The 23,214-nt window shown below is 64.4% G+C and carries 19 protein-coding genes and 1 pseudogene; 5 read left to right on the top strand and 15 right to left on the bottom strand.

Going from position 1 to position 23,214, the window contains the following annotated elements; translation table 11 throughout:
* Positions 1–7 precede the first annotated feature (7 nt).
* From GXW71_RS11025 to GXW71_RS11005, 5 genes are all read right to left on the bottom strand, one after another.
* Positions 8–271, bottom strand: coding sequence for a DNA -binding domain-containing protein (locus GXW71_RS11025; protein ID WP_211852555.1), 264 nt, complete (start codon positions 269–271; stop codon positions 8–10).
* A gap of 120 nt (positions 272–391) precedes the next feature.
* Entirely contained in the window at positions 392–634 is a 243-nt protein-coding gene (locus tag GXW71_RS11020) for a helix-turn-helix domain-containing protein (RefSeq protein WP_211852554.1), read from the bottom strand.
* Between the two features lie 184 nt (positions 635–818).
* Complete coding sequence (locus tag GXW71_RS11015) at positions 819–1,145, bottom strand: DUF736 domain-containing protein (RefSeq protein WP_211852553.1); 327 nt, start codon at positions 1,143–1,145, stop codon at positions 819–821.
* A gap of 560 nt (positions 1,146–1,705) precedes the next feature.
* Positions 1,706–2,149, bottom strand: coding sequence for a hypothetical protein (locus GXW71_RS11010; protein ID WP_211852552.1), 444 nt, complete (start codon positions 2,147–2,149; stop codon positions 1,706–1,708).
* Positions 2,150–2,292: 143 nt separating this feature from the next.
* Complete coding sequence (locus GXW71_RS11005; protein ID WP_211852551.1) at positions 2,293–2,460, bottom strand: hypothetical protein; 168 nt, start codon at positions 2,458–2,460, stop codon at positions 2,293–2,295.
* A 354-nt stretch (positions 2,461–2,814) separates the two neighbouring features.
* Between GXW71_RS11005 and GXW71_RS11000 the strand changes: the two genes are divergently transcribed.
* Entirely contained in the window at positions 2,815–3,519 is a 705-nt protein-coding gene (locus GXW71_RS11000; protein ID WP_211852550.1) for a hypothetical protein, read from the top strand.
* A gap of 43 nt (positions 3,520–3,562) precedes the next feature.
* Here the strand turns inward: GXW71_RS11000 and GXW71_RS10995 are convergent, their stop codons facing one another.
* From GXW71_RS10995 to GXW71_RS10975, 6 genes and pseudogenes are all read right to left on the bottom strand, one after another.
* Positions 3,563–4,486 (bottom strand): DUF2493 domain-containing protein, encoded by a 924-nt coding sequence (locus GXW71_RS10995; protein ID WP_211852549.1) that lies wholly within the window; start codon positions 4,484–4,486, stop codon positions 3,563–3,565.
* Between the two features lie 296 nt (positions 4,487–4,782).
* Positions 4,783–5,817, bottom strand: a complete 1,035-nt coding sequence (locus GXW71_RS10990; RefSeq protein ID WP_211852548.1) for a DUF7146 domain-containing protein — start codon at positions 5,815–5,817, stop codon at positions 4,783–4,785.
* Between the two features lie 66 nt (positions 5,818–5,883).
* Positions 5,884–7,521 (bottom strand): DNA-binding protein, encoded by a 1,638-nt coding sequence (locus GXW71_RS10985; RefSeq protein ID WP_456315985.1) that lies wholly within the window; start codon positions 7,519–7,521, stop codon positions 5,884–5,886.
* 168 nt (positions 7,522–7,689) lie between these two features.
* Positions 7,690–7,977 (bottom strand): annotated as a pseudogene (locus GXW71_RS35610) (ParB/Srx family N-terminal domain-containing protein); the annotation flags it as partial.
* 173 nt (positions 7,978–8,150) lie between these two features.
* Complete coding sequence (locus GXW71_RS10980; protein WP_211852546.1) at positions 8,151–9,347, bottom strand: DUF932 domain-containing protein; 1,197 nt, start codon at positions 9,345–9,347, stop codon at positions 8,151–8,153.
* Between the two features lie 202 nt (positions 9,348–9,549).
* Positions 9,550–10,056, bottom strand: coding sequence for an SOS response-associated peptidase family protein (locus GXW71_RS10975; RefSeq protein WP_211852545.1), 507 nt, complete (start codon positions 10,054–10,056; stop codon positions 9,550–9,552).
* 101 nt (positions 10,057–10,157) lie between these two features.
* On the opposite strand from GXW71_RS10975, the gene GXW71_RS10970 reads away from it, so the two are divergent.
* Positions 10,158–10,706: an SOS response-associated peptidase gene (locus tag GXW71_RS10970; RefSeq protein WP_246526469.1), complete on the top strand. Its 549-nt coding sequence runs from the start codon at positions 10,158–10,160 to the stop codon at positions 10,704–10,706.
* On the opposite strand, the gene GXW71_RS10965 is transcribed toward GXW71_RS10970, so the two are convergent.
* The 4 genes from GXW71_RS10965 to GXW71_RS10950 form a co-directional block, all read right to left on the bottom strand.
* Positions 10,703–12,742 carry an ATP-binding protein gene (locus GXW71_RS10965; protein ID WP_211852543.1) on the bottom strand — a complete coding sequence of 680 codons (2,040 nt, stop codon included), beginning with the start codon at positions 12,740–12,742 and terminating at the stop codon, positions 10,703–10,705. The two genes, GXW71_RS10970 and GXW71_RS10965, sit on opposite strands and share 4 nt — an antisense overlap.
* A 147-nt stretch (positions 12,743–12,889) precedes the next feature.
* Entirely contained in the window at positions 12,890–16,162 is a 3,273-nt protein-coding gene (locus GXW71_RS10960; protein WP_211852542.1) for an error-prone DNA polymerase, read from the bottom strand.
* Positions 16,159–17,679 carry a DUF6504 family protein gene (locus tag GXW71_RS10955; RefSeq protein WP_211852541.1) on the bottom strand — a complete coding sequence of 507 codons (1,521 nt, stop codon included), beginning with the start codon at positions 17,677–17,679 and terminating at the stop codon, positions 16,159–16,161. Before GXW71_RS10955 ends, GXW71_RS10960 begins: the two co-directional genes overlap by 4 nt.
* Positions 17,594–18,307, bottom strand: coding sequence for an ImuA family protein (locus tag GXW71_RS10950; protein WP_408901993.1), 714 nt, complete (start codon positions 18,305–18,307; stop codon positions 17,594–17,596). The genes GXW71_RS10955 and GXW71_RS10950 overlap by 86 nt, the downstream gene beginning before the upstream one ends.
* A 279-nt stretch (positions 18,308–18,586) precedes the next feature.
* Here GXW71_RS10950 and GXW71_RS10945 point away from each other — a divergent pair, with 279 nt between their 5' ends.
* From GXW71_RS10945 to GXW71_RS10935, 3 genes are read left to right on the top strand one after another with little or no spacing between them, the layout of a single operon-like run.
* Positions 18,587–19,180 carry a DUF6088 family protein gene (locus tag GXW71_RS10945; RefSeq protein WP_211852539.1) on the top strand — a complete coding sequence of 198 codons (594 nt, stop codon included), beginning with the start codon at positions 18,587–18,589 and terminating at the stop codon, positions 19,178–19,180.
* Complete coding sequence (locus GXW71_RS10940; protein ID WP_211852538.1) at positions 19,173–20,189, top strand: nucleotidyl transferase AbiEii/AbiGii toxin family protein; 1,017 nt, start codon at positions 19,173–19,175, stop codon at positions 20,187–20,189. The genes GXW71_RS10945 and GXW71_RS10940 overlap by 8 nt, the downstream gene beginning before the upstream one ends.
* Positions 20,190–20,209: 20 nt before the next feature.
* Positions 20,210–23,188, top strand: a complete 2,979-nt coding sequence (locus GXW71_RS10935; protein ID WP_211852537.1) for a TrlF family AAA-like ATPase — start codon at positions 20,210–20,212, stop codon at positions 23,186–23,188.
* Positions 23,189–23,214 lie beyond the last annotated feature (26 nt).

The following is a 23,214-nucleotide window of genomic DNA, read 5'->3' as shown; positions in this document are numbered from 1 at the left end:
CATCACCTCAATGCAAACGGGGCCCCAACAGCTCGGAGAAGCCGTTCTCGGTCATCCATTTTGCACGGGCGAGATGGGTGGTGTGGACGCGCGCGGCGCGCTCCGGTTCGGCTTTGGCACAGATTCCAAACAGCACTTCGACGACTTCTTTCCAGTCCGCGCCTTCGGCGTCCGCGTCGAGGAGGCGCAGATACAGCTTCAGATGCGCCCGATCATAGGCGGTGAGGGCGGTGCCCCCAGGCGGCTGGTCCAGAAAGTCTTCCTTGGTCACGGCATCCCCCGAGCAAGGATGTATCCATTTTGAAGGGAATTGTTAACGCTGTTTTGAAGGTGTTGGCTATCCGCGATGCCGTCGCAGGGCGATCGGGCGGTCGGAACCTGCGCCGATGCGTCAGCTCTTCTTCTTCCTGTCGACAAGCATCACTCCCACGCCCTGGTCGGAGTTCAGGAAGACGATCCCGCCCCGCTCGAACGCACGCCGGACCTCATCGCGTGTGCTCTCAAAGACCTCGAGACCGCTTGCGGATTCAAGGCGCTTGAGCGCGGTCAGCGATACTCGGGCCTTGTCAGCGAGCGTCTCCTGCGTCCAACCCAGCAACGCGCGTGCGGCCCGCGATTGTCGGGCGGTGATCATGCATGATCACCTCCCATTCGGACCCACGCGTACGCCAGAACTACGACTATAATAGTCGCTTTAGCGCGACGAATCCAGCCACAAGCTCCTTATGCGCTGCCACTTCGTTCCTGATTGCTGTGACTGATTCGGTCGTCTCATGGGCGAAGGCCCCGACCTTTCGGCCGGGGCCTTGCGATGGGTCTCAGTCGCCGCGCCGGCCGTTGGGGCGGGACCAGATCAGCGAGAAGGTCTCGGCTTCCTCGTCGTCGAAGAGGTTGGCGTAGATCGGGGCGTTGAAGCTCGGATCGTCGAGCTTGAGGCCCAGATAATCGCGGCCCTCGTTTGAGCGCTTGGACCAGGCGGCGCCGATCTCGGCGCGGCCGACCAGGACCCGGTGGCTGGGGGCGTTCTCGCCAGTGGCGCGGGTGTCGGGGACGATGCGCACGTTTTTGGCCTGGACGCTGAGGGTGACGATTTCGCCGGTGAACTCGTTCGAGCCGGACTTCTTGAAGGTGCCGATGGTCGCCATGGTAAGTCTCCGTTCTCCGTTCCCGAGCCCGCACCATTGCGGCCTCGATGGCGATCGGCAGGCCGGAGGCGATCGACGGCGCACCCCGAAGGGGCTCGACAGCTAAGGAGGACTTTCTTGTCTCGCGAGGAATGGCGGCGCAGCCGGCAGGGGAAGAAAGTCTGACGCGGCTGTTGCGTCATAGGCGATCGAGGCGAAGCCGGCCTTCGGCCAGATCAAGCCATTGAAGAGGCCGTGTGGAGCGGTCTCTGGACGGCCAGATGACGGAGACCATGGCGGCTCTGCGCTACCGGCAAGACACCGCGATCGATGCTCACCGCTTCGTCTCCTCCCGTCAGGCTGCCGCTGCTGCATCCTGACCTTCCACCGCGCTCAAGGTGATCGCCGCGCCGAATGTCCGGTGCGCCGCCGAGGCATCGCTCTGCCTCTGCAGCGCTCGAACGACGACCGCTTCTCCGGGCCGAGCCTCGATCCGCGCCGCACCCGCCGTCGCAACGCCATGAGGCGGCAGGGCCGCTACGCCCACCGCTAGTCTGACCCTCTGATGGTGATGACGAAGATCAGGCCTGGACAAGATCCCGGTCGGACGGGCTCGGTGCCGCCGCGATGCCAGCGATCCGAACGAAGGCGGTGATGCCGATTGCGATGGCGCCAATGATCGAGAAGGCGATCTGCCACGCTTCCGAGGGCATCAGGTGCTTCACGATGCCATGGGTGGCGTGGAATCCGGCGATCGCCGCCGGGGCGACAAAGGCGATGGCCACGACGAGCTTGAGCCACATCAGTCGGACGAAGAGGAGCAGGAACTGGCCGATGCCCAGCGTGGCGCCGGCGGCGACGGCGCCGACGACGATCGCGCCGACGATGCCCGCGCCGGTGCCATACGCCCAGGCGCCGGTGGTCACGCCGGCGAACGCCGGCAGCGCGAACACGGCCAGCGTGAACAGCAGCCAGCAGAGTAGGCCGATGGCGGCCAGCGATACGAGGATGGCGAGGATGATCATGATGGTGGCCTCCGTGAGAAAAGGTCTGACGGTTGCGCCTCCACCACCACCACCACGGCGCGATCGAAATATAGTCGAAAACCGGCTGCGCCGGGAGCGGAAATCGCATGTGATCTCCGCTCGGCCGCGCCGGCTCGCCCCGGTCAGGGGGCGAAGGGATCGATTTCGTGGACGATGGCGGCGGGGTCGCCGTCGTACTCGCAGGCGGGCGTAACTGAGAGGGTGCCGTCACCAGCCTGGAAGATGATGATGGTCGCCATCAACGTGGTGGCGAGGCTGAAGGCGAAGGCGTGAGCGTCGTTGACGGACATCGATCCGGCTCCTGTTCGAGCGGAGGACCATCCCCCTCTGACAGGCGCCCGGAGTGTCGGAGTGAGCGCTGCAATCATCGCGCAGGCGCAGCCGAAGTGGCGGCGTGCTCGCATAGCCGACCCTTTACGGGTTGATGGCGTCAAGCGATCAATCCGACCAAGGATCAGCGCAGATAAGCGGGGGTGCTTTGCTCTACGTGGAGGCACTAATCAGTCCAGAGACCTCATGTGCTTCACCGTGCGAATTCACTCCGTGTCGGCTATTCTTGCACTGGGTGACTCGCCGTCTGTGACTTGAGCTCCGAGGTGGTCGGCGGAGACCCACGCGTCAGCAGGAGAACGAGGATACACGGCATGGGAGAGATCAACATCCCCCGAGATCAGCAGGTTGCCATCGTGGCCCTCGACGCCAGCGAGGTGGACAGGCTCATCGAGGAGGCGATCCGGGAGGAACGGTCGGGTGATTTGCACCGTCTCGCTCTGGCGAACTGCGGCTCCTACATCGCAACGAAGCTTCATTCATTCGATCAGAGCTTGGCGAAACACCGCAAGGCTAAGGCGCCGAAAAAGCGGGCGGAAACAGGAGACGCACTTCGACGCGCAGGACGTGATTTGTCCTTCGCCGTCGGCGCTATGAAGCGACGACTGGAAACCGAACAGAAGGACGCGCAGCTTTTCATAGTCGATGACCAGATCATGCCGCCGCATCGCTTCAGCAAACATCTGAGTGTCAGGGTGAGCTATCGGTGGCGCGGGACGGTCGACGACGAGTGGAAGTTCAGCCACATAACCTTCGTCCATGACGTCGATCTGCGTCCGGACTATACGAGGCCGATCCCCAAGCGGAAGCCGAGCGCCGCCAAGCAAGAGCAGGAACTGCAAAACACGCTCTATCAAACCTGGGAGCACCTCATGAGAGGCGCGCTCTATTCGGTCAGGGATTATTTCAGGGAAGGTGGTGAGGGGGACAAGATCCCGGACACCTTCCAAGCGACAGTCGATTCTCATAGCCGCGGGCTGAACAATTACAGCACGCAGTTTTGGCGCCAGCAGCCTTGAACGCCTTCGTCTGTCGGGGCGGGAACGTGAAAGATGGCGGCGCTTACGCGCCGTCGAACTTCCAGACCGGGATGCCGAGCTTCTTGGCCTTGTCGGCGAGGTTGTCGTTGATGCCCGTGCCGGGGAAGTGCATCACGCCCTTCGGCACGATCTGCAGCATCTCGTCATTGCGCTTGAACGGCGCTGCCCGGCCGTGCTTCGTCCAGTCGGGCGCGAAGCCGATCTGCGGGACATTGCGGTTCTTCGCCCAGAGCGATGCAATTTTTTCGGCGCCCTTCGGCGACTTGCCGTGGACCAGCACCATGTCCGGGTGCTTCTCATGCACTTGGTCGAGCTTGGCCCAGATCAGGCGGTGGTCGTCGTAGTCCAGCCCGCCGGTGACGACGATCTTCGGACCCGGCGGCAGCAGCACCTCTTGCTCGGCGCGCTTCTTCGCCATGAGGAAGTCGCGGCTGTCGATCATCGCCGAGGTGAGATTGCGGTGGTTGACCTTCGACCCGCTGCGGGGGAGCCACGCCTTGCCGACCTGGCGCTCATAGTGCTCGGCGGCCTGGTCGCGCATCAACTCGAAGACGTTCTGACGTTCGATCAGCGTCATGCCCTCGGCGATCTGGCGCTCCAGCTCGACCGACTTCACCTCGCTGCCGTCCTGTTCGCGCTGGGAACGCTTCTGGGCCTGCTCGTTGTCATCGAGCTCGCGGGCGATCCGCTCGGTGGCGCGGTGGAAGACGTTGACGGTTGACCAGAGGAGATCGTCGAGGTCGGGCTCAAGACGGGTGTCCTCCAGCGTTCCGATCAGCGCGTTGAAGACGTCGGCGACGGCGCCCGAGACCGCGTTGCCATCGGGCAGAAGCCGCTGGTCGGGTTCGTCGGCGAAGGGGCGGTAGCCGTGGAGCTGGAGTTCGTTGAGGACATGGTCGGTGGGTGAGGATGCGTGGTGCGGTTCGTAGTCGTCGTGCTCGCGCATGGGATGCTCCGTCGGTTGGACCGCGACCGTCGCGGCCTTCATGGCGACGAAGCCCACGGGCCGGACGGATGGGCACCCGGAGCGCAAGCGCAGGGCTCGATGGCTAAGGCCGGCTATTTTGTCTCGCGATGGAAAGGCGCGGCACGCGCCGCCGGAAAATAGTCGGCCGCCGCCATTGCCCGGCTGGCCGGCTTGTGGGCCGATCGCCCTCTCGAAGGCCGAGGCGCGGTCCCCCTCCGATGGATTGACGCATCCGCCGAGCACGACGGCGTCCCGCAGCCCCGTTCCCCTGCCGGCTAGGCCGGCAGCGCCATGAAACGGGCCACGTCCTGCGGTGCGACCTGCAACCGGGCTTCCATCCGCAGGGCGTCCAGGCCAAGCGTGCGGAGATCCTCGTTGAAGTCGCCCAGCTCGGGCGAGATGACGATCGCCTCGATCCCGGCCGCGTTCGCCCGCTCGATCAGGCTGTCGCGCGCCCCGTCGCCGGCCGGATCGTTGTCGCGGACGATGTAGAGTCGCCGTAGCGTGTCCGGGAACAGGGTGGCGGTGAGATGGGCCGCGGAGAGCGCCGCCAGCATCGGCATGTCAGGAAGGACTTGCCGGAGCGACAGAACGGTCTCGATGCCTTCGCCGGCCGCCATCACCTCGCCGCCGATGCCGAAGCGGACTGCATGCCCAAGAAGATCGCCCATCGCCCGCCTCGGCGTGTCGATCGGCGCCTTGTCGCGGCGGCCTGGATCGAGCCAGGTGCGATGGGCCCCTGTGATCTTGCCGTCGAGATCGGTGACGGCCGCGATCATCGCCGGCCATGTCTCGGTCGGCGAATGCTCGTCGGGACGATAATAGCAACGGGGGTGGTAATGTAGGCTTCCGGCTCCGCGTAAATCCGTAATGCCGCGTTCCCGAAGATACGCCTGTACGAGCGTGCCGTAGATCGGCTGTGAGATGCGAATCAGCCGTCGGGCCGCCTCGGGTGAACCGTGCGGCGCCGGGCTCTGGCGCTGCTGCTGGCGCGGTTCCGGCTCCGGTGGAGGCATGCTGAGGAAGACCCGGGCCTCGTCGGCGACGTCCTTGAAGTCGATGAGGCCGCAGCTCTCGCGGATGACGTCGAGGAGATCGCCATGCTCGCCCGTTGCCGCGTCGGTCCATTTGCCGGCAGGGCCCTTCGGCGAATCCTTGAGCCGGACATACATCGACCGACCAGGCGTGTTGCGCACGTCGCCCACCAGCCAGTAGCGGCCTTCGCGCCGACCGCTGGATAGATAGTGGCGGCACACCGCCTCGGCTTGATCGGAGAGACGGCGGGCCAAGTCATGCGGGCTCTCCGCCATGATGGCCTCCTTCATGCGAAAAGGCCCGCCGTCGCCGGCGGGCCAGTCTCGCAAGTCGTTGACGGGTTATTCGGCCGCGATCGCGTGGGAAACGTCGTCGGCCAATTCATTCTCGTGCGACGTCATCTGATCGCCCATAGCCGTTTCGCCGCCTTCCGCCGTCGTTTGTTCGCCGGCCGCACCGGTAGGCGCGGTATCGGCCGATCCGTTGCCTGGCGTGCGCAGCGGCTCGGGCAGCCAGCCGGTGTCGGCGAGCAGCGTTTCCGCTTCGGTGGCCATGTCGCCCTTCTTCAGGTGCGCGATGCGATCCGCCGCGCGCGGGCCCTTCGCCTCGGCCACGGCCTGAAGAATCCTGGCCTTGGTCACGCGGCCGAGGAAATTGACCACGGTCGGCTTCCACCCAGCCGCCGCCATGTCGAGCTCGACCGCCTGGGCGAGACGATCGGCATGGGCGAAGGCGCGGGGCCGCCGGTTCCAGGCCTCATGCACTGCGTTGACCGACAGGCTGACGACATGGGCAAAGAGACTTTCCCGGCTGTCGCCGTCCCATTCCTGAAGCACTGCCCAGAGATCAGCGGACTCCTTCGGAAGCGCCTTTGCCCAGCTCTCATGCCGAGCGCGGATCGCCTCGGCCGAGGCGCTGTCGTTGAGGCCCGGCGCCTGCGTGCCGAAGGTGACGCTCTTGAGGTCCAGCTCGAGGCAGCTATCAGAGCCATAGTGGTAGAAGGTCTTGAGCGTCATGACATGCAAGGCCGCGAGGAAGGCGACATCCGGCCGCTCCCCGAGCGCCTGACGCAGGCCAAGCGTGCGATGGGATGTCAGCTCCGTCATCAGCCGGTCGGAGATTGGCGAAAGGCCCTCGTCTTCCTCCGGTTCTGCCATCGGCTCGTGTGCGACGACTTCAACTCCCGCAGAATCGAAGCTCTCCGCGGCGGCGCGAGGCGCCTCTTCCTCTGCTGCATCGGTTTCCGGCTCCACAGGCAGTTCGTCTTCAGGCCGCACATAGCCGCGCTCGATGCGAAGCTGGCCGTCATGCGCGATGCTGACGAAGGCACCGGCGCGTCCGATTTCGGCTTGGTCGAAGACAACCGGCAGTGACTGGAATCCCTCCAGCGCCGTTTCAAGCTCCGACAGGCGCTCGTCGACCGCGTCGGGCAGGTCGTCCGCGTCCTGGTATTCCTCGGACAGGCGATCGAACTCCGCCTGGAAGGCGTCGCGCGTCGCTTCCTCCTCGGCCGTGAGCGGCACGGTCTCGCCGCGCAGTTGGCGCAGGCCGAAGGTGTGGCCATAGGCGAAGTCGGGCGCGACCTCGATCCACCTCCAGCCTTCCGCGGCGATCGCGTCGGATTCGGCCTTCAGCTTGTCGGTCACCATCTGATCCACCAGAGCCACATCCTGCAGCCAGCCGCCGTCATCGCCCTGGAACAGGTCGCGCAGCACCGTGCCGCCCGCCGCGACATAAGCGTCTATGCCGATGAACTGCGCGCGTTTCTCGGACGCGCGCACGGCGCCCTCTGTCAGCATGCGGCGGATGGCATAGGGCTGCTTGTCGTAGGCGTGCTGCAACCTCTCGAACACCTGCTCCTGGCGTTCGTGGTCGCCGGAGACCGTGAACGCCATGAGCTGGTCGAGCGTCATACCGTCCTCGGCATAGACGTCGAGCAGCGTCGGCGAGACCGAGGCGAGCTTCAGCCGCTGCTTCACGACGTTGACCGAGACGAAGAAGGCGGCGGCGATCTCCTCCTCGGACTGGCCCTTCTCGCGCAATGCCAGGAAGGCCCGGAACTGGTCGAGCGGATGCAATGGAGCGCGCTGGACGTTCTCGGCGAGCGAGTCTTCCTCGGCGATCCCGCTTTCGCGGACGACGCAGGGCACCGGCGCCGTCTTGGCGAGGCGCTTCTGCTTTACCAGCAGCTCCAGTGCTCGGTAGCGCCGGCCGCCGGCGGGGATCTCGAACATGCCGGTCTCGATACCGGCCTGGTCGATGACGGGACGGACGCTGAGGCCTTGAAGCAGGCCGCGCCGGGCGATGTCCTCCGCCAGCTCCTCAACCGAAACGCCAGCCTTGACGCGCCGGACGTTCGATTGGCTTAGCACGAGCTGATTGAAGGGAATGTCGCGCGAGGGCGAGAGGGTGATCTTCTTCTTCGCAATTGCCATCGGGATGTACTCCGCGACGGGCGACTGAGAGCCTCTCTCTCAGCCTCCAACCCGTCACGAAGCGCAGCGCCGCCCTCTCACTCTGAGGGCAGCGCCGCAAAACCGACGACCAGGAAAGACGGAAAGGCACGGAGCCGGAGACACGCCGATCCGCATCTCCGGCTTTCCGGGAGTCAGGCTGCCCGGTCGAGCAGCTTCTTCGCCCGCCCCTCCAAATCGAGCCGCGCGTCCTGATGGGTCTTGTCGCGGGCGAGGGCGGTGATGCCCTGTACGAAGTCGAATACGCTCTCGGGCTTGCGTCCTTCCTCAGCCAGCACTGTCTCGATGATCTTCGTGGTCTCGGTCTTGGAGAAGCCGCGCTTGCGCAGGAACTCGCTGCGATCGTCGTCGGTGCGGGCGACGATCTTCTCCCGCGCTGCCTTGACGCCGTTGACGAAGGGCAGCGGCGAAGAGTTGGCGAAGCGGGTCAGCGCCGGCGCCGCCTCATGGGCGAAGCGCGAGGCGGCGTATTTGGAATGGCGGATGGTGATCTCCTCGAAGTCTTCGACACCCCAGAGATTGCGGTTCTGGCAGACGGCGCGGAGATAGAAGCTCGCCATGCCGAGCGTCTTGGCGCCGACCTCGGAATTCCAGCAGTAAAAGCCGCGGAAGTAGAGGTCTGGCGAGCCGTCGGGGAGCCGGCCGGCTTCGATCGGGTTGAGGTCATCGACCAGGAAGAGGAAGACGTCGCGGTCGGAAGCGTAGAGCGTCGTCGTGTCCTGGGTGATGTCAACGCGCGGATTGTAGACGCCGGTTGACCAGTCGAGGACGCCCGGCACCTTCCAGCGCGTGTCGCCCGTGCCGTTGCCCGCGATGCGCTGCACCGCCGCGACCAGCTCATGGTCGAAGATACGGCCATAGTCGGGGCCGGTGACGGCGCGCAGTTCGACGCGGCCGTCTTCGATCTCGAGCGTCTTCACCTGCTCGGCGCGATGCGATGCGAGGCCATATTGCAGGTTGATGCCGGCGAGCGGCGCCGGGAGCTGGCGGAGGTAGGCGGCCGGCGCCCCGACCAGGCTCGCGAGCTGGCCGAAGCTCCAATGGGTTGGGGCGATCGGCGCATCGGAGCCAGGCAACAGCAGCGCCAGGAGCTCCGCGTCGTTACGGCTGGCCTCCACCCGGATTGTCGCGCTTTCCACGGTCCGGGTCCGGCTGCGCTCGGTCCGGCCGCGCACGGCGGCGTAGAGGTTGGACAGGGACAGGTAACGCTCGTCCGCAGGCCGCGAGAACCACTCCGAGGACACCCGGCCGATCCGCTGGCCGCGATTGACGTCCACTTTGTAGCCCTGCCGCCCATCGCGATCGGCGTCCAGAATTTCCACCTGAGTCATGGGTCGTCTCCATGACGGGCGCCGGAAGCCTCTCTCCCAGCCCTCAACCCGTCACGGAAACCCGGTCCGCACTCTCACTCTCTTGCGGGGCGTTGCGGGGCGGCAGGCCCTGCAGAAGGGGTCGGCCGAGACCGCAGGGCTTGGACGCAGGGGAAGGCTTTCCCCTCAAAGCCGTAGAAACGCAAATGCGTAAATCAGGATGTCAGAATGCGAGCGCCGCTTGGGCTTCGTGATCTCGAAGACGCACGATCCTAAAGCTGCCCGCCGGCAACGGCTGCAAAAGCTGATTCTCTGGCACCGTCAGGTCGAGCCACGCCATTCGCTGCTCGCGACGCAATACTGCCATCTGGCGCTCGTGATAGGGCGAGACGTCATCGTTCGCCGCGGTCGTCAGGATTGCGTAGGCTTCAGGCCAGTCTCGCGTCGCCGGTCGCCAAATGCCCGCGAAATAGAACCAGTCGCCGTTTGCCAGCGAAAACCCGTAATGTTTGCCGTGGCTGCGATGCCGAAACTCAGACGCGGGAACGAGGCAGCGATGGTTCGGGAAGGTTCGACCTTCGGCGCGCACGACCGTGAAGGGGCGGCCGCCGGGCTCGCGGGGCTGAAGGCCCCAGGGCAGCTCCACCATCTCAACATCGCCGCCGTCGCGCCTTATGATGGTCCGGCGTTCGTCGAGCGATGCTTCGGAATCGAATACCTTCGCGCTCATAGCATGCGAACATAACAAGAACGATGTCGCGAGGCAATGGCGATCGAGACGGAGGACCGATGTGCAATGATTATCGACTGAAGGTGGATTTCGCTTCCATCATGGACGACTTCGCCGACCTGAAGATCAAGATCCGCTTCGGTGAGGGCGCACCGAACATCGAGGCGCGCGACGACATCAAGATCACCGATCTCGCGCCGATCATCCGCACGGCTGACGGCGTGCGCGGCGAGGGCGACCTGGTGCAGCGGCGCTGGAGTTGGCCGGGACCAAACAAGCGGCCCGTCTATAATTTCCGCTCGGAAGGGCGCGAGTTCACGTCGAACCGATGCCTGATCGTCGCCGACGGATTCTACGAGTTCACCGATCCGACCGAGAAGGGCAAGAAGCGCAAGGATAAGTGGCTGTTCACGAAGCGCGACGAGCCGATCTTCTGCATCGCCGGCATCTGGCGCGAGACCAAGGACGTCGGTGAGGCGTTCACGATGCTGACCATGGAGCCCGGTCCCGACATCGCGCCATATCATGATCGGCAGATCGTAATTCTCGAACGCGCCGTCTGGGCCGATTGGCTCGATCCATCGGTGTCGGCGCAGACATTGATTAAACCGCTTGCTGCTGGGACGCTGCAGGTAGAGCAGGTCGGCTAAGCAGGCTGTCCGGAACTTTCCGGGACGCGAGCTGCCGCCTGATCCTCGTTGCTGTCGCCGGCTTCCTCGACAATAACACCCTCTAGGTATTGGCTGTGCTTCTCCTGGAGATACTTGATAGCGGCACCCTCATCGGCTGAATGCTGCAGATGCTCTTGAAAGAACTGAAGGCGAGCGCGGTTATCCTCAATGAGTTCACCCCAGGTTTTTATTCCGACGATATGTCGAGGCCCTTTTGCAATTAGGCGTCGCTCGCGATCCGGGCCGCTGTCGATTTCGTGCCTAGCAAAGTCGTCATAGGCGTTCGACACGAGCCAGAAGTGCCAGCGCACGCCCTCGACGGTCGAAAATCGCTCATCCGATGTGACGGCGATCGCATACTGCTTCGCCTGGGTGATTTCCTTGGCGCCGATCTTCACCTTTGGAGCCTTGAGTTCGACGATCATGTGTTCGATGTCGTTGGCCCGGTGTCGGCGGGTGGAACGAGAGAACATCAGATCGATGATGCCTCGCGTCTTGCCGATCACTTTCACCGGGTCGTCAATCGAGATGTCCGGGGCGAGGTGGTCTCGATGCTTTTCGAGGACACGGCGAAGATCCTTGTCGCTGACCCACAGGTTATACTCTTCGCCGAAAATCCAAGTGTTTTCGGCGAGGATCTTATGGAGTTGTGTCCGCTCCTTCAGCCGGCCCTTGGTTTCGGGATCAAAGACGATCGACTCGAGGGCAGAGATGAACTTCAGCCGGTCGGCAACCGTCTTGGCCGCGGTGATGATTGCGGAAAGCGTCGTCTCCTGTAGGAGCGTGGCGAGCTCTTTCTGCTTACGGGCCGGCAAGTCGAGAACTTCCTTCAAGATCAGTTGCAACTCCTCCGGTCCGCGCTCGATCGCGTTGCGAAGCATGCGAAGGTGCAGCGCCTTAGCTTTTGCCGAGCTAAGGCCGAGGTCCGGCGCTAGCTCCTGAACCTGAACCGCAACGATATCGAAGACTTGACGCTCCACCTTTTCGACGGCGTTTTGCGGTTCGCCCCGATATGGATAGACGTCCTCGGCGATCCATTCGTCGACGAGCGATCGCGCCTTTTCCGCCGCCTTCTCTCGGAAGTAATCCTTGATCGCGGCTCGCGCGTTTTCGACCGCCGAGGTGAGCAGAGGGTCCATCTCCGAGAGCGCGACCCGCTCCTCGTTGTGAAGCTCCTCTACGTAGCTCGATTTCAGGTAGGCCGAGAACGAGAAGCCAGGGACGTGAAAGCGAGTCTCGAGCTGATCAAACGGAAATCCGTTTGCGGAGCAAAGGTACAGCGCGCGGCGCGCATCCGTTCTCCATTCGATTACCTCCAACTCGACGCTATGTTGGGTGCCGTCCGTGGTTACGATCGGCGGAAGGGGGGCTTTGTGATGGCTGGCTATCGCCTTCTCTGGATCAAGCCTTTGGCCGGCGATCGATACTGATACGCCGCGATAGTTCATGAGGTAGAGAGCGAAAATCTCGTTCAGGTCCTGGAGACCTTCCTCGCTCTCGAAGGTCCTGAAATCCCGCCGAAGATCGTCGATTTCGACGATGACGCCTGTTCCGCGATCGGGCGCGGAGATCTCCTCCGTGATGGTTACGTCCGTGAGATCAGACTCCAGGACTTTGACGTCAAACGCCTTGCGCCCATCTGAGTCCTCGTAACACACCTTCCAGGTGGCAGACTGACCGAGAGCGAATGCCTTGTAGCGCCCGCGGCCCTCCTGGCCGTGGATCATGCGGTGGGTGCGTTTCGTCTGACGAGTATGGCGCTTCCAGGAACCACCTAGATTGCCAAACAGCGCCCGTGCATCGGTGCGGGAGAATCCGTCTCCATTATCATAGACGACGATCTTGGACATTCCTCCGGCGAGATCGTTGTGCACGAACTCCACTGAGACCTCGCTAGCATCACCGTCGAGGCTGTTCCAAAGCAGCTCAGCAAGCGCAGGAATTGGCTTGGCCTTCGTCTGGCGCGCCAGAAAATCATCTCTTACCGCAACGGAGACATGTTCTTCGCCTGCCATAGCCCCTCCCGCCCGCACGCGGGCCCGCATACCTTATCTACTTGGCACGCGCCGGTCGATGCAATCGGCGACGTTTCTACTATCAAGCCCGCCTGCCTGGCGTCCTGGCAAGAGATGAGACCGCTTTCTCCGGGGTGGATGAGCTCGTCAACGGAAATCGCGGCCCTTCACCTTGATCGTGTCGATGTGCAGGTCGGGAATGTAGATGTCGCGCGTGCGCAAACCCTTGGGCGGCAATTCGCGCGCGTCGGGCCCGGACCCACCACTGCGCACTTGGTCACCGCGGCCGTGCGGGAGAGGAAACGCCGCGTCGCGGCTGCCCACGCTGGCGAGCTCGGCCGAAAGGTCCGTGATGCGCTGCGCGACCAGGTGAACGACCTCGCCCTCGCGCTGAATCCGACCCCGTACCGCCATCATGCTGGCGGACAGGACGGCGCGCCGGTTCGCCTCGAACACCTTTGCCCAGACCACGAGGTTGGCGATGCCGCTCTCATCCTCCAACGTGATGAACATGACGCCTTTCGCGCTGCCCGGGCGCTGGCGAACGAGGACGATGCCTGCCGCCTCGACCCAGCGCCCGTCGCGCGTCGCCATGGCCTCGGCGCAGCTGATGATGCGCCGGCGCCGGAGATCCTCACGGAGGAAGCTGAGGGGATGCGCCCTCAGTGTCAGGCCGACATGCCCGTAATCCTCGACGACCTCGCTGCCCGTCGTCATCGGCCGCAGCGACACCATCGGCTCATTCACCTCGGATACGATGGCGGCTTCGCGTGCGGACGCCGCTGCGAACAGCGGAAGCGGTTCGTCGCGCAGCGCCTTGATTGCCCATAGAGCCTCGCGGCGGGCGAGCTGCAAGCCCGGACGGAAGGCGTCGGCCTCGGCGAGCTGGACGAGGGCGGCGGACGGGACGCTGGCGCGCCGCCAGAGATCGTCGGTCGAGGCATATTGCTGATCAGCCCGCGCGGCGACGATCGCGGCCCCGTGTGCGTTGGCGAGTCCTTTGACCATCCGCAAGCCCAGACGCACGGCGAAGCGGCTGTCGTCTTCGGTCGACTCCAAGGTGCAGTCCCAGCGCGAGGCGTTCGCGCAGACGGGCCGGACGTCGACGCCGTGCTCGATCGCGTCCCTGACGATCTGGGCGGGGGCATAGAAGCCCATGGGTTGTGAATTCAGCAATGCCGCGCAGAAGACGTCGGGATGCCAGCACTTCAACCAGGCGCTGGCATAGGCGATAAGCGCAAAAGAGGCTGCGTGGCTTTCCGGAAATCCGTATGAGCCGAACCCCTCCAGTTGCTTAAAGGTCTGTTCGGCGAACTCGCGCTCGTATCCGTTGGCAACCATGCCGTCGATCAGCTTCATCTTGAATGACGAAACGCCTCCGGTGAACTTGAAGGTCGCCATCGACTTGCGAAGCATGTCGGCTTCGCCCGGCGTGAAGCCCGCGCATTCGATGGCCACACGCATCGCCTGTTCCTGGAAGAGGGGGACCCCAAGGGTTTTGCCCAGCACCTTCTCCAGCTCCGGCTTTGGATAATGGACCGGCTCAATCCCTTCGCGGCGGCGCAGATACGGGTGGACCATGTCGCCCTGGATCGGCCCGGGCCGGACGATCGCGACTTGGACGACGAGGTCGTAGTAGGTGCGCGGCTTGAGCCTCGGCAGCATCGACATCTGCGCGCGGGATTCGATCTGGAAGGTGCCGAGCGTGTCGGCCTTCCGGATCATCGCGTAGGTGCGTGGATCCTCCGCGGGGATGGTCGCGAGGTCGAGCGTGATCCCTTTGTGCTCGGTCAGAAGATCGAGACCCTTCTTCATGCAGGTCAGCATGCCAAGCGCCAGCACGTCGACCTTCATGAATTTCAGCGCGTCGATGTCGTCCTTGTCCCACTCGATCACCTGCCGATTCTTCATGGCGGCCGGCTCGATCGGCACCAGATCATCAAGCCGATCATGGGTCAGGACGAAGCCGCCGGGATGCTGGCTGAGGTGTCGCGGTGTGCCCATGAGCTGTCGGGCGAGATCGAGCACCAGACCAAGGCGTCGGTCGGCGAGGTTGAGATTTAGCTCCTGAACGTGCCGATCCTCGACGCCTTCTTCGGACCAGCCCCAGACCTGGCCGGACAAGGTGCGGATGAGATCTTCCGGCAGACCGAGCGCCTTGCCGACATCGCGTAGGGCGCCCTTGGTGCGATAGCGGATCACGGTCGAGCAGAGCGCGGCGTGATCACGACCATAAGTGTCGAACACCCACTGCATGACGATCTCACGTCGCTCGTGCTCGAAATCGACATCAATGTCCGGCGGCTCGCGCCGCTCCTCGGAGACGAAGCGCTCGAACAGGAGGTCGTTGCGGCCCGGGTCGATCGATGTGATGCCCAGGACATAGCAGACGGCCGAATTGGCGGCTGAGCCGCGCCCCTGGCAGAGAATGTCCTTCGACCGCGCGAAGCGGACGATCGAATTGACGGTCAGGAAGTAGGGGGCGTAGCCGAGCTTCTCGATCAGCGCCAGTTCGTGGCTGATGGTCGCTCGCACCCTATCGGGCAGGCCTTCGGGATAGCGCTGAGCAGCGCCTTCCCAGGTGAGCGTCGCCAGCGTCTCCTGCGGTGTGAGCGCCGGGTCGTCACGTTCCTCCGGATATTGATAGGCGAGCTCGTCGAGATTGAAGCGACAGCGATCGGCGATCTGCAGCGTTCTGGCGAGCGCCTCGGGATATCGGCTGAACAGCCGATGCATCTCCTCAGGCGGCTTGATGTAGCGGTCCGCGTGACGCTCGCGACGATCGCCGAGCTGGTCGATCGTGACGTTGTGTCGGATGCAGGTCACCACGTCTTGCAGGATGCGGCGACCCGGCTCGTGAAACAGCACGTCGTTCGTGACCACGGTCGGCACGCGCATCTGCGCGGCGAGGTTCGACAGCTCGTGGAGCCGCAGCTGGTCGTTCGGCCGGCGGCGCAGGGTCAACGCCAGATAGGCGCGGTCGCCGAATGCGTCGCGCAGGCGCCGCAGACGGAACGCGCACTCGTCGTCCGCCAGGTCGGGCACGAGGACCACGATGAGGCCTTCGCCGTAGGCGACGAGGTCCGGCCACTCGAGATGGCACTTGGCCTTGCCGGCGCGCTGTTTCCCGAGCGAGAGCAGCCGGCAGAGACGCGAATAGGCGGGCCGGTCGGTCGGGTAGACGAGCACTGACGTGCCATCGACAAGGTCGAGCCGGCAGCCGACGACGAGACGGACGCCTGTGGTCTTGGCGGCCTCATGAGCGCGGACGATCCCAGCCAGCGAGTTTCGATCGACGACGGCGAGCACCTCGATTCCGGCGAGCGCCGCCTGGGAAAACAGTTCCTCACAGGAGGACGCGCCCCGCAGAAAGCTGAAGTGCGAGGTGACCTGCAGCTCGGGATAGCGGAGGCAGCTCATCCGAACACCCCATGCAGGAACCATCGATGCGAGCCGGTGGCGGCGTCCTCGCCGTCGCCCGCGCGGTATAGCCAATAGCGCTCGCCGGCGTCGTCCTCGACCCGGAAATAGTCGCGCACGGCAGCGAGCTCGGCGTCTCGCTTCCACCATTCGCCGAACACGCGCTCTGGACCGTCGGCGCGCTTCACGCGCCTACGCACACCGCGCCAGGTGAAGGACACCGGCGGATGATCCGGCAGAAGGGCGACGGTCTCGACAGGCTCGGGTTGGGCGAGCAGGCGGGAGGGCCGCGGCCAATGGCCGGGCCAACTCGCCCCCGTATCGGCCGCCATCGCTGGGATGCGGCACACCGAGCGCTCGGCCACGTCGCTCGCGACCGGCGCGAGTCGATAGATCGCGCGCTCGCCGACCCGGTTCATCAGCGTGTCGATCAGGTCGGACACGTCCGGTACGCTCTCCTCGACAAGCGAGTTGACGATCTGCTTGCGATCGAGCCGCTCGGCGGCCGTGGCACTGAGTGTCATCACCTCGATGCCGAAGCCGGGCGAAATGGTCTCGATCTTATCGCAGAGCAGCCGCGTCAGCCGTTTGACGTCGCGGACCGGCGTCGCCGTTCCGACGCGAACTGCCTGAGCCTGGTTATCGACGCGGTGACAGATGAGATCGAGGCGGCGAGCGCCGAGGCCACGTTCCTCTAGCAGCTCACAGAGCTGGACCACCAGCTTGCCGATATAGTGGGCGATGGTCTCGGCCGCGCCGATTGGTTCCGCGAAGGCACGACGAACCTCGATGAGATCGGCTGGCCGGATCGGCTCGATCAGTTCCGCCGTATCGCCAAGCGCCTGATCGATCCGTCGGCCGATCTCCGGCCCGAACCGCAACGCCAAAGGCGCGCGCGGCTGCTCGAGGAGATCGCCGATCCGCTCGAAGCCGAGTGTCCGCAGGCCCGCAACGGTCGCCGCGGTGATCCGGAGGGCATCAAGCGGCAACGGTTCGAGAATGGCTTGCCTATGACCTGAACCGGCGATGATTGTCGGCCAAGCGGCATAGCGCGCCAGCGCGTGTGCCGCGCCCCAGGTGTCGGCGATAGCCGCTCGCGCGACGATACCGGACATTGCGAGGCGCCCGAGTAAACCCTCAAGCATAGCGGGCTCGCCGCCATGGAGATGGTCAGCGCCAGTCGTATCGATGACGATGCCGTCGGGAGGATCGGAAGCGACGATCGGCGCAAAGCGGAGGAGCCAAACCGCCAGTCTATCCAGCGCCTCGGCGTCGGCCGCCGGATCGGCATCGCGCACGATCAGGCCCGGCACCAGCACCTGCGCTTTCGTCACTGGCATTCCGCGACGCAGGCCGGCGGCCTGGGCCGCGGCGTCCGCCGCCAACACCACCCGCCGGTTCCCGTCGCGGCCTATCAGGACGAGCGGCGCCTCAGCCGGAGGCGCCGCGTCGCCAGCCTTCCGCCGCAGCCGGTCGGTGGACCAGCTCGGGAGGAAGAGCGAGACGACCCGTGTCATCGCACGCCTCCAACTCAAAATCTGCACTTTCACCCGCGCGAGCGCGGATGAGTTCAACAAGCCAGCGATGGCGACCGACGCCCGGGACGGGCAGCGGCGTCGACGGCAGCGCTGAAACGCGCCAGCGCGTCGTGGCCGCCGTGGGCTGGCCGAAGTCGATCGCTTCGGTCTGCCGGCGCCAGCGGCGCAGCGCGATCGCGATCGTGCCGGTCCCTTCGGCCGCGAGCTGCAGGCGTCGCGACGCGGTCATGGAGAGTCGAGCGATTTCGCCCACGACCGCACCGAGTCCGCCGTGTCGCAGACCTTCCTCCATGCAGGCGAGGACCGTCTTGTCGTCGCCGGTTTCGACATAGATGACGCGGTCCGCCACAAGTCCGGCCTGCGCGATGGCGGGCGCAAACAGATCCGCGCGCGTGATGCACCACAGGATCTTGCCCTTGGTACGGGCGGCGATGCCGGCACCGAAGAGCGCTGCGGCGGCGCCATCGATCGCGCCGTTGCCGCCTCCGGCTACTTCATGCAGTGCGCCAAGCGCGAGGCCGCCGCCGGGGAGTCGCGAGTCCACATCGGCGATTCCGAAGGGAAGCACCGATTTCACGCGTCGATCCCTGCCTTCGATTTTGGCGATCTGCACGCGCAACGACTCTATGGCGGGCTCGGGCCGCAAGCTCCTTCTTGACCTCCGGGAACGGGTTCAGCATCATGTTCTCCATTTGTTCTATTTCTCGGCAATTGAGTCAAGCCGGATTCGTCCTAGAGACACACGCGCTCGAGCGGCCGGGGAGAACCTGCGCAATCTGGAACGTGACGGCCTGATCGCGGGAGGGGCTTGGATCAGCGCGCCTGCTTCGCAGCTATCCTTGAAAACTGTCAGAAAACTGCGTATGTTTCTGACAGGAGAATGGCCATGCGACGCTTGACCGAACAAATTCTTGCGCACGCGAAAGGGCTGCCAGAGGGCACACCGGTCGCGGCTAAAAGCTTGCTCCACCTTGGCAATCGCGCCGCGGTGGACCAGGCATTGTCGCGCCTGACCGAGAGGGGGCAACTGCTCCGGGCGGGTCGCGGTGTCTATCTGCTCCCGGTCACGAGCCGGTTCGGCACCCGCGCTCCGTCCGTTGAACAGGCGGTTGGGGCGTTGGCCAGCCAGCGGGGAGAGACCATCGTCCCGAGCGGCGCTGCTGCGGCCAACACCTTGGGCCTAACGACCCAGGTCCCGGTCCGGTCGGTCTATCTGACCTCGGGCCGCAGCAGGAAGATGAATCTCGGCAAGCAGGTGGTCGAGCTTCGCCATGCGCCGCGTTGGCAGCTCGCCATGGCGGATCGGCCGGCTGGCGAGGCGGTGCGCGCGCTGGCCTGGCTTGGGCCCGAGAAGGCCGAGGCCGCCCTCCAGACCTTGAAGCGGAAACTTCCGCCGGGCGCATTCAGCGAGCTGGTCGCGGTAGCGCCGCAGCTTCCGACCTGGCTGGCGCGCAGCGTGGGCAAGGCCGCCCATGGCTGATCCCTTTCTCCACCTCCCGGTTGAGGATCGGCGGGAGGCGCTGGGAGTCGCGGCCGATCGGTCCGGCCGGCCGGCGCACCTCCTGGAGAAGGACGTCTGGTTGGTCTGGGCGCTCGCCACCCTTTACGGCTCGGCGCTCGGCGAACATCTGGTGTTCAAGGGCGGCACGTCGCTGTCCAAAGCTTATCAGGTCATCCGGCGGTTTTCCGAGGACGTCGACCTGACCTACGACATTCGGGCGATCGCACCTGATCTCGTCGGCGACAACGGCGAAGCGCTGCCGAAGACCCGTAGCGAGGAAAAGCGGTGGTCCAGCGAGGTGCGCAAGCGCCTGCCCGAGTGGGTTGAAGGCAGCGTTCAGCCGATCATCGCGAATACGTTGGCTGGTGAAGCCTTGGCGGCCACAATCCGCGTCGACGGCGAGAGGCTGTTCATCGACTACGAGGCCGCCACGGCCGGCTCCGGCTATGTGGCGCCGAGCGTGATGCTCGAATTCGGAGCGCGATCGACGGGTGAGCCCGCGAGCTCGCGCGACATCGTTTGCGACGCGTCCGGCCTGATCGAGGGCGTGACCTTTCCCAAGGCTCGTCCACGCGTGATGCATGCGGAGCGAACCTTCTGGGAGAAGGCGACGGCCATCCATGTCTTCTGCCTGCAGGAGCGGCTGCGCGGCGATCGCTTCGCGCGTCACTGGCACGATGTCGCGCGGTTGGACGAAGCCAATTTTGCCGCGTCCGCTGTCGCCGATCGCGACCTGGCGAACGCGGTGGCGCGCCACAAGAGCATGTTCTTCGCCGAGAAGGCGTCCGATCGGACGCCCATCGACTACGCAGCGGCGGTCAACGGCGGGCTGCGGCTTGTGCCCGCAGGCGATGGTCTGAAGGCGCTGGAAGAGGATTACGCCCGCATGGTCGACGACGGGCTTCTTCTGGAAGACGCCGAGCCTTTCGAGGCGCTCATGGCGCGCTGCGCCGACATTACCACGCGTGCGAACAACGCGGCTGCATAAGAAATGGCTTAGGGGGAAGCATGTTGAGTCGGGGATCGGAGTGGCGGAGGTGGGAGCCTCATATTCACGCGCCAGGCACGGTGATGAACAATCAGTTCAGCGGCCCCACGGCGTGGAACGATTACCTTGCCGCGCTTGAGCAAGCCACGCCGCTCATCGAGGCGATCGCCGTCACGGATTACTACGTGACGGACACCTACGAAGAGGTGCTCAAGCATAGGGCGGCCGGCCGACTGCCTCACGCCAAGCTGGTGTTTCCGAATGTAGAGCTTCGACTGGACGTGGCGACCGCCAAGGGCGGCTTCGTCAACCTCCATCTGTTTGTCAGCCCGGAAGACCCAAAACATATCGAGGAATTGCAGCGTTTGTTGTCGCGCCTGCAATTCAACGTCATGCAGGACCGGTTCGATTGCACCAGGGCGGACCTCATCAGGCTCGGCAAGAAGGCCGATGCGAGCATCACCGACGATCGCGCTGCGCTGGCGTATGGGGCCAACCAATTCAAGGTGAACTTCCAGAAGTTGCGGGAGGTGTTCTCCGAGAGCGGATGGGCGAAGAAGAACATCGTCATCGCCGTCGCGGGCGGCGCGACCGACGGCACGTCAGGAGTAAGGGAGGCGGCGGACCAGACGATCCGGCGCGAGATCGAGGGTTTCGCGGATGTGATATTCGCCAGCAGCTCGGCACAACGCGAGTTCTGGTTGGGCCAAAGGGATCTCGCCCCCGCCGCGGTCCGGGCCCGATATGGCGGCTTGAAGCCGTGCCTCCATGGCAGCGACGCGCATAAGCTGGAGGACGTCGCGACCCCGTTCGGCGACCGATTTTCATGGATCAAGGGCGACCTCGAGTTCGACGCGCTGCGGCAGGCGTGCATCGATCCTGGCGGGCGAGCCCACGTCGGTGCAGAGCCGCCAGCGTCGGCCACGCCTTCGCAAGTGATTTCGCAAATCGAGGTGCTCGATGCCCCCTGGTTGACCACCCCGGTCATTCCGCTCAATCCCGGTCTGGTGGCCATCATCGGCGCGCGAGGGTCCGGCAAGACCGCGCTGGCCGATATGATCGCGGCCGGCTGTGACTCGATTTCGGAGGCAGCGTGGAATGCGGAGGAATGGGCCAACCCTTCCTTCCTCGTCCGGGCTCGGCCGTTGATCGGAGATGGCAAAGTGCGGGTGAGCTGGGCCGCGGGCGAGCCGAGCGTTCGTGCGCTCGATGGTTCGGACGCAAATGGGCCATTCGCCTATGAGCGGATACGCTACCTCTCCCAACAGTTCGTCGAGGAGCTTTGCTCGTCGAGTGGCCTGACGGATGGCCTGCTCCGCGAGATTGAGCGCGTGATCTTCGAAGCCCATCCCGACGATGATCGCGATGGGGCGCTGGATTTTGAGGAGCTGCTTGAACATCGCGCGTCGCGGCATCGTCTGGCTCGCGAGCGAGAGGCTGAAGCCGTTGCGCAGATTTCCGATCGAATCAGCACCGAACTGGAGAAGGAAAAGCTGGTCGCGAGCTACGAAGGCCAGGTCGCGCAGAAAAAGAAGCTGGTCGACGCTTACACGGCCGATCGAGCCAAACTCGTCTCGGCGGGTAGCGAACAACGGGCCCAGCGGCATACTGACCTGGCCGGTGCGGCGAACCAGGTTCGAACGAAGTTGCGGCGGTTCGCCGGGCAACGTCAGACCTTCCTTGCGATGCAGGACGAAGTGAAGGATCTGAGGCGCAATCAAGCCCCCGAGACGCTGCGGCAAGCGCAGACCCGACATCCGCACAGCGGCATGTCGGACGAGCAGTGGGCGGCGTTCCTGCTGGATTATACTGGTCCGGTCGACGACAACCTTGTCGGCTACGTGAAATGGGTGGACGGCGAGATCACAAAGCTCAAGGGCACTGCGCCCACAACGAGCGATCCGAACAAGCCCTTCTTTCCGGACGACACCGACCTGAACACCCTGTCGCAGGCGATGCTCGACGCGGAGATGGGACGGCTTGAAAAGCTGGTCAGCGCGGACAAGGAAACGCAGAAGCGATACACAGCCCTATCGGGCAACATCACGACCGAGACGGCGGCGCTACAGACTCTTACCGATAAACTGAAGGACGCGCAGGGCGCCAAGGATCGTGCGCGGGCGCTGCAGACCGAGCGCGAGGAGGCCTATGGCAGGGCCTTTGACGCGTTGGTCGCCGAGCAATCGGTGCTGGAAGCGCTCTACGCACCGCTGATGGCAAGGCTCGCCGCTTCATCCGGCACGCTGAAGAAGCTCTCATTCTCGGTCGCGCGGATCGCCAATGTCGAGCAGTGGGCGTCAGAGGCGGAAGAGGGGCTGGTCGACCTGAGGAAGGCCGGCGCGTTCCGTGGCAAGGGTACCTTGCTGCAAAAGGCGAACGAGGTGCTGAAGACAGCTTGGGAAACGGGTGACTCCACCGCTGTCCGTGCAGCAATGGCGGAGTTCCGTCGTTTTTATCAGAAGGACCTGTTGGACCACTCGCCGGTTGCCCATACCGATCAGGTCGAGTTCCGGGCGTGGTCAAAGCGCTTCGCGCAATGGCTCTTCAGCACCGACCACATCTCGATCCGCTACGGCATCGACTATGATGGCGTCGATATCCGCAAGCTGTCACCGGGCACGCGCGGCATCGTGCTCCTGCTCCTCTACCTTGCCCTAGATGACAGTGACAATCGGCCGCTGGTGATCGATCAGCCGGAAGAGAACCTCGATCCGAAATCGGTCTTCGATGAACTGGTGCATCTGTTCGTCGAGGCGAAGTCCCATCGTCAGGTGATCATGGTCACGCACAACGCCAACCTGGTCATCAATACTGACGCCGACCAGATCATTATCGCCGAGTCCGGGCCGCATCCGCACGGAGCCCTGCCGCCGATCACATACCGCTCTGGCGGATTGGAGAGTGCGGAGATCAGGAAGGCCGTATGCGACATCCTTGAAGGTGGCGAAGGCGCATTTCAGGAACGAGCGCGGAGACTGCGCGTGCGATTGGATCGGTAATTAGTCAAAGAGAAGAATAAATAAAC

This window comes from Plastoroseomonas hellenica, from assembly GCF_018129085.1.
GTDB classification, from domain to species: Bacteria; Pseudomonadota; Alphaproteobacteria; order Acetobacterales; family Acetobacteraceae; genus Plastoroseomonas; species Plastoroseomonas hellenica.
Note: the sequence above shows the minus strand (reverse complement) of the source record. Positions and strands in the feature narration are given on the sequence as shown.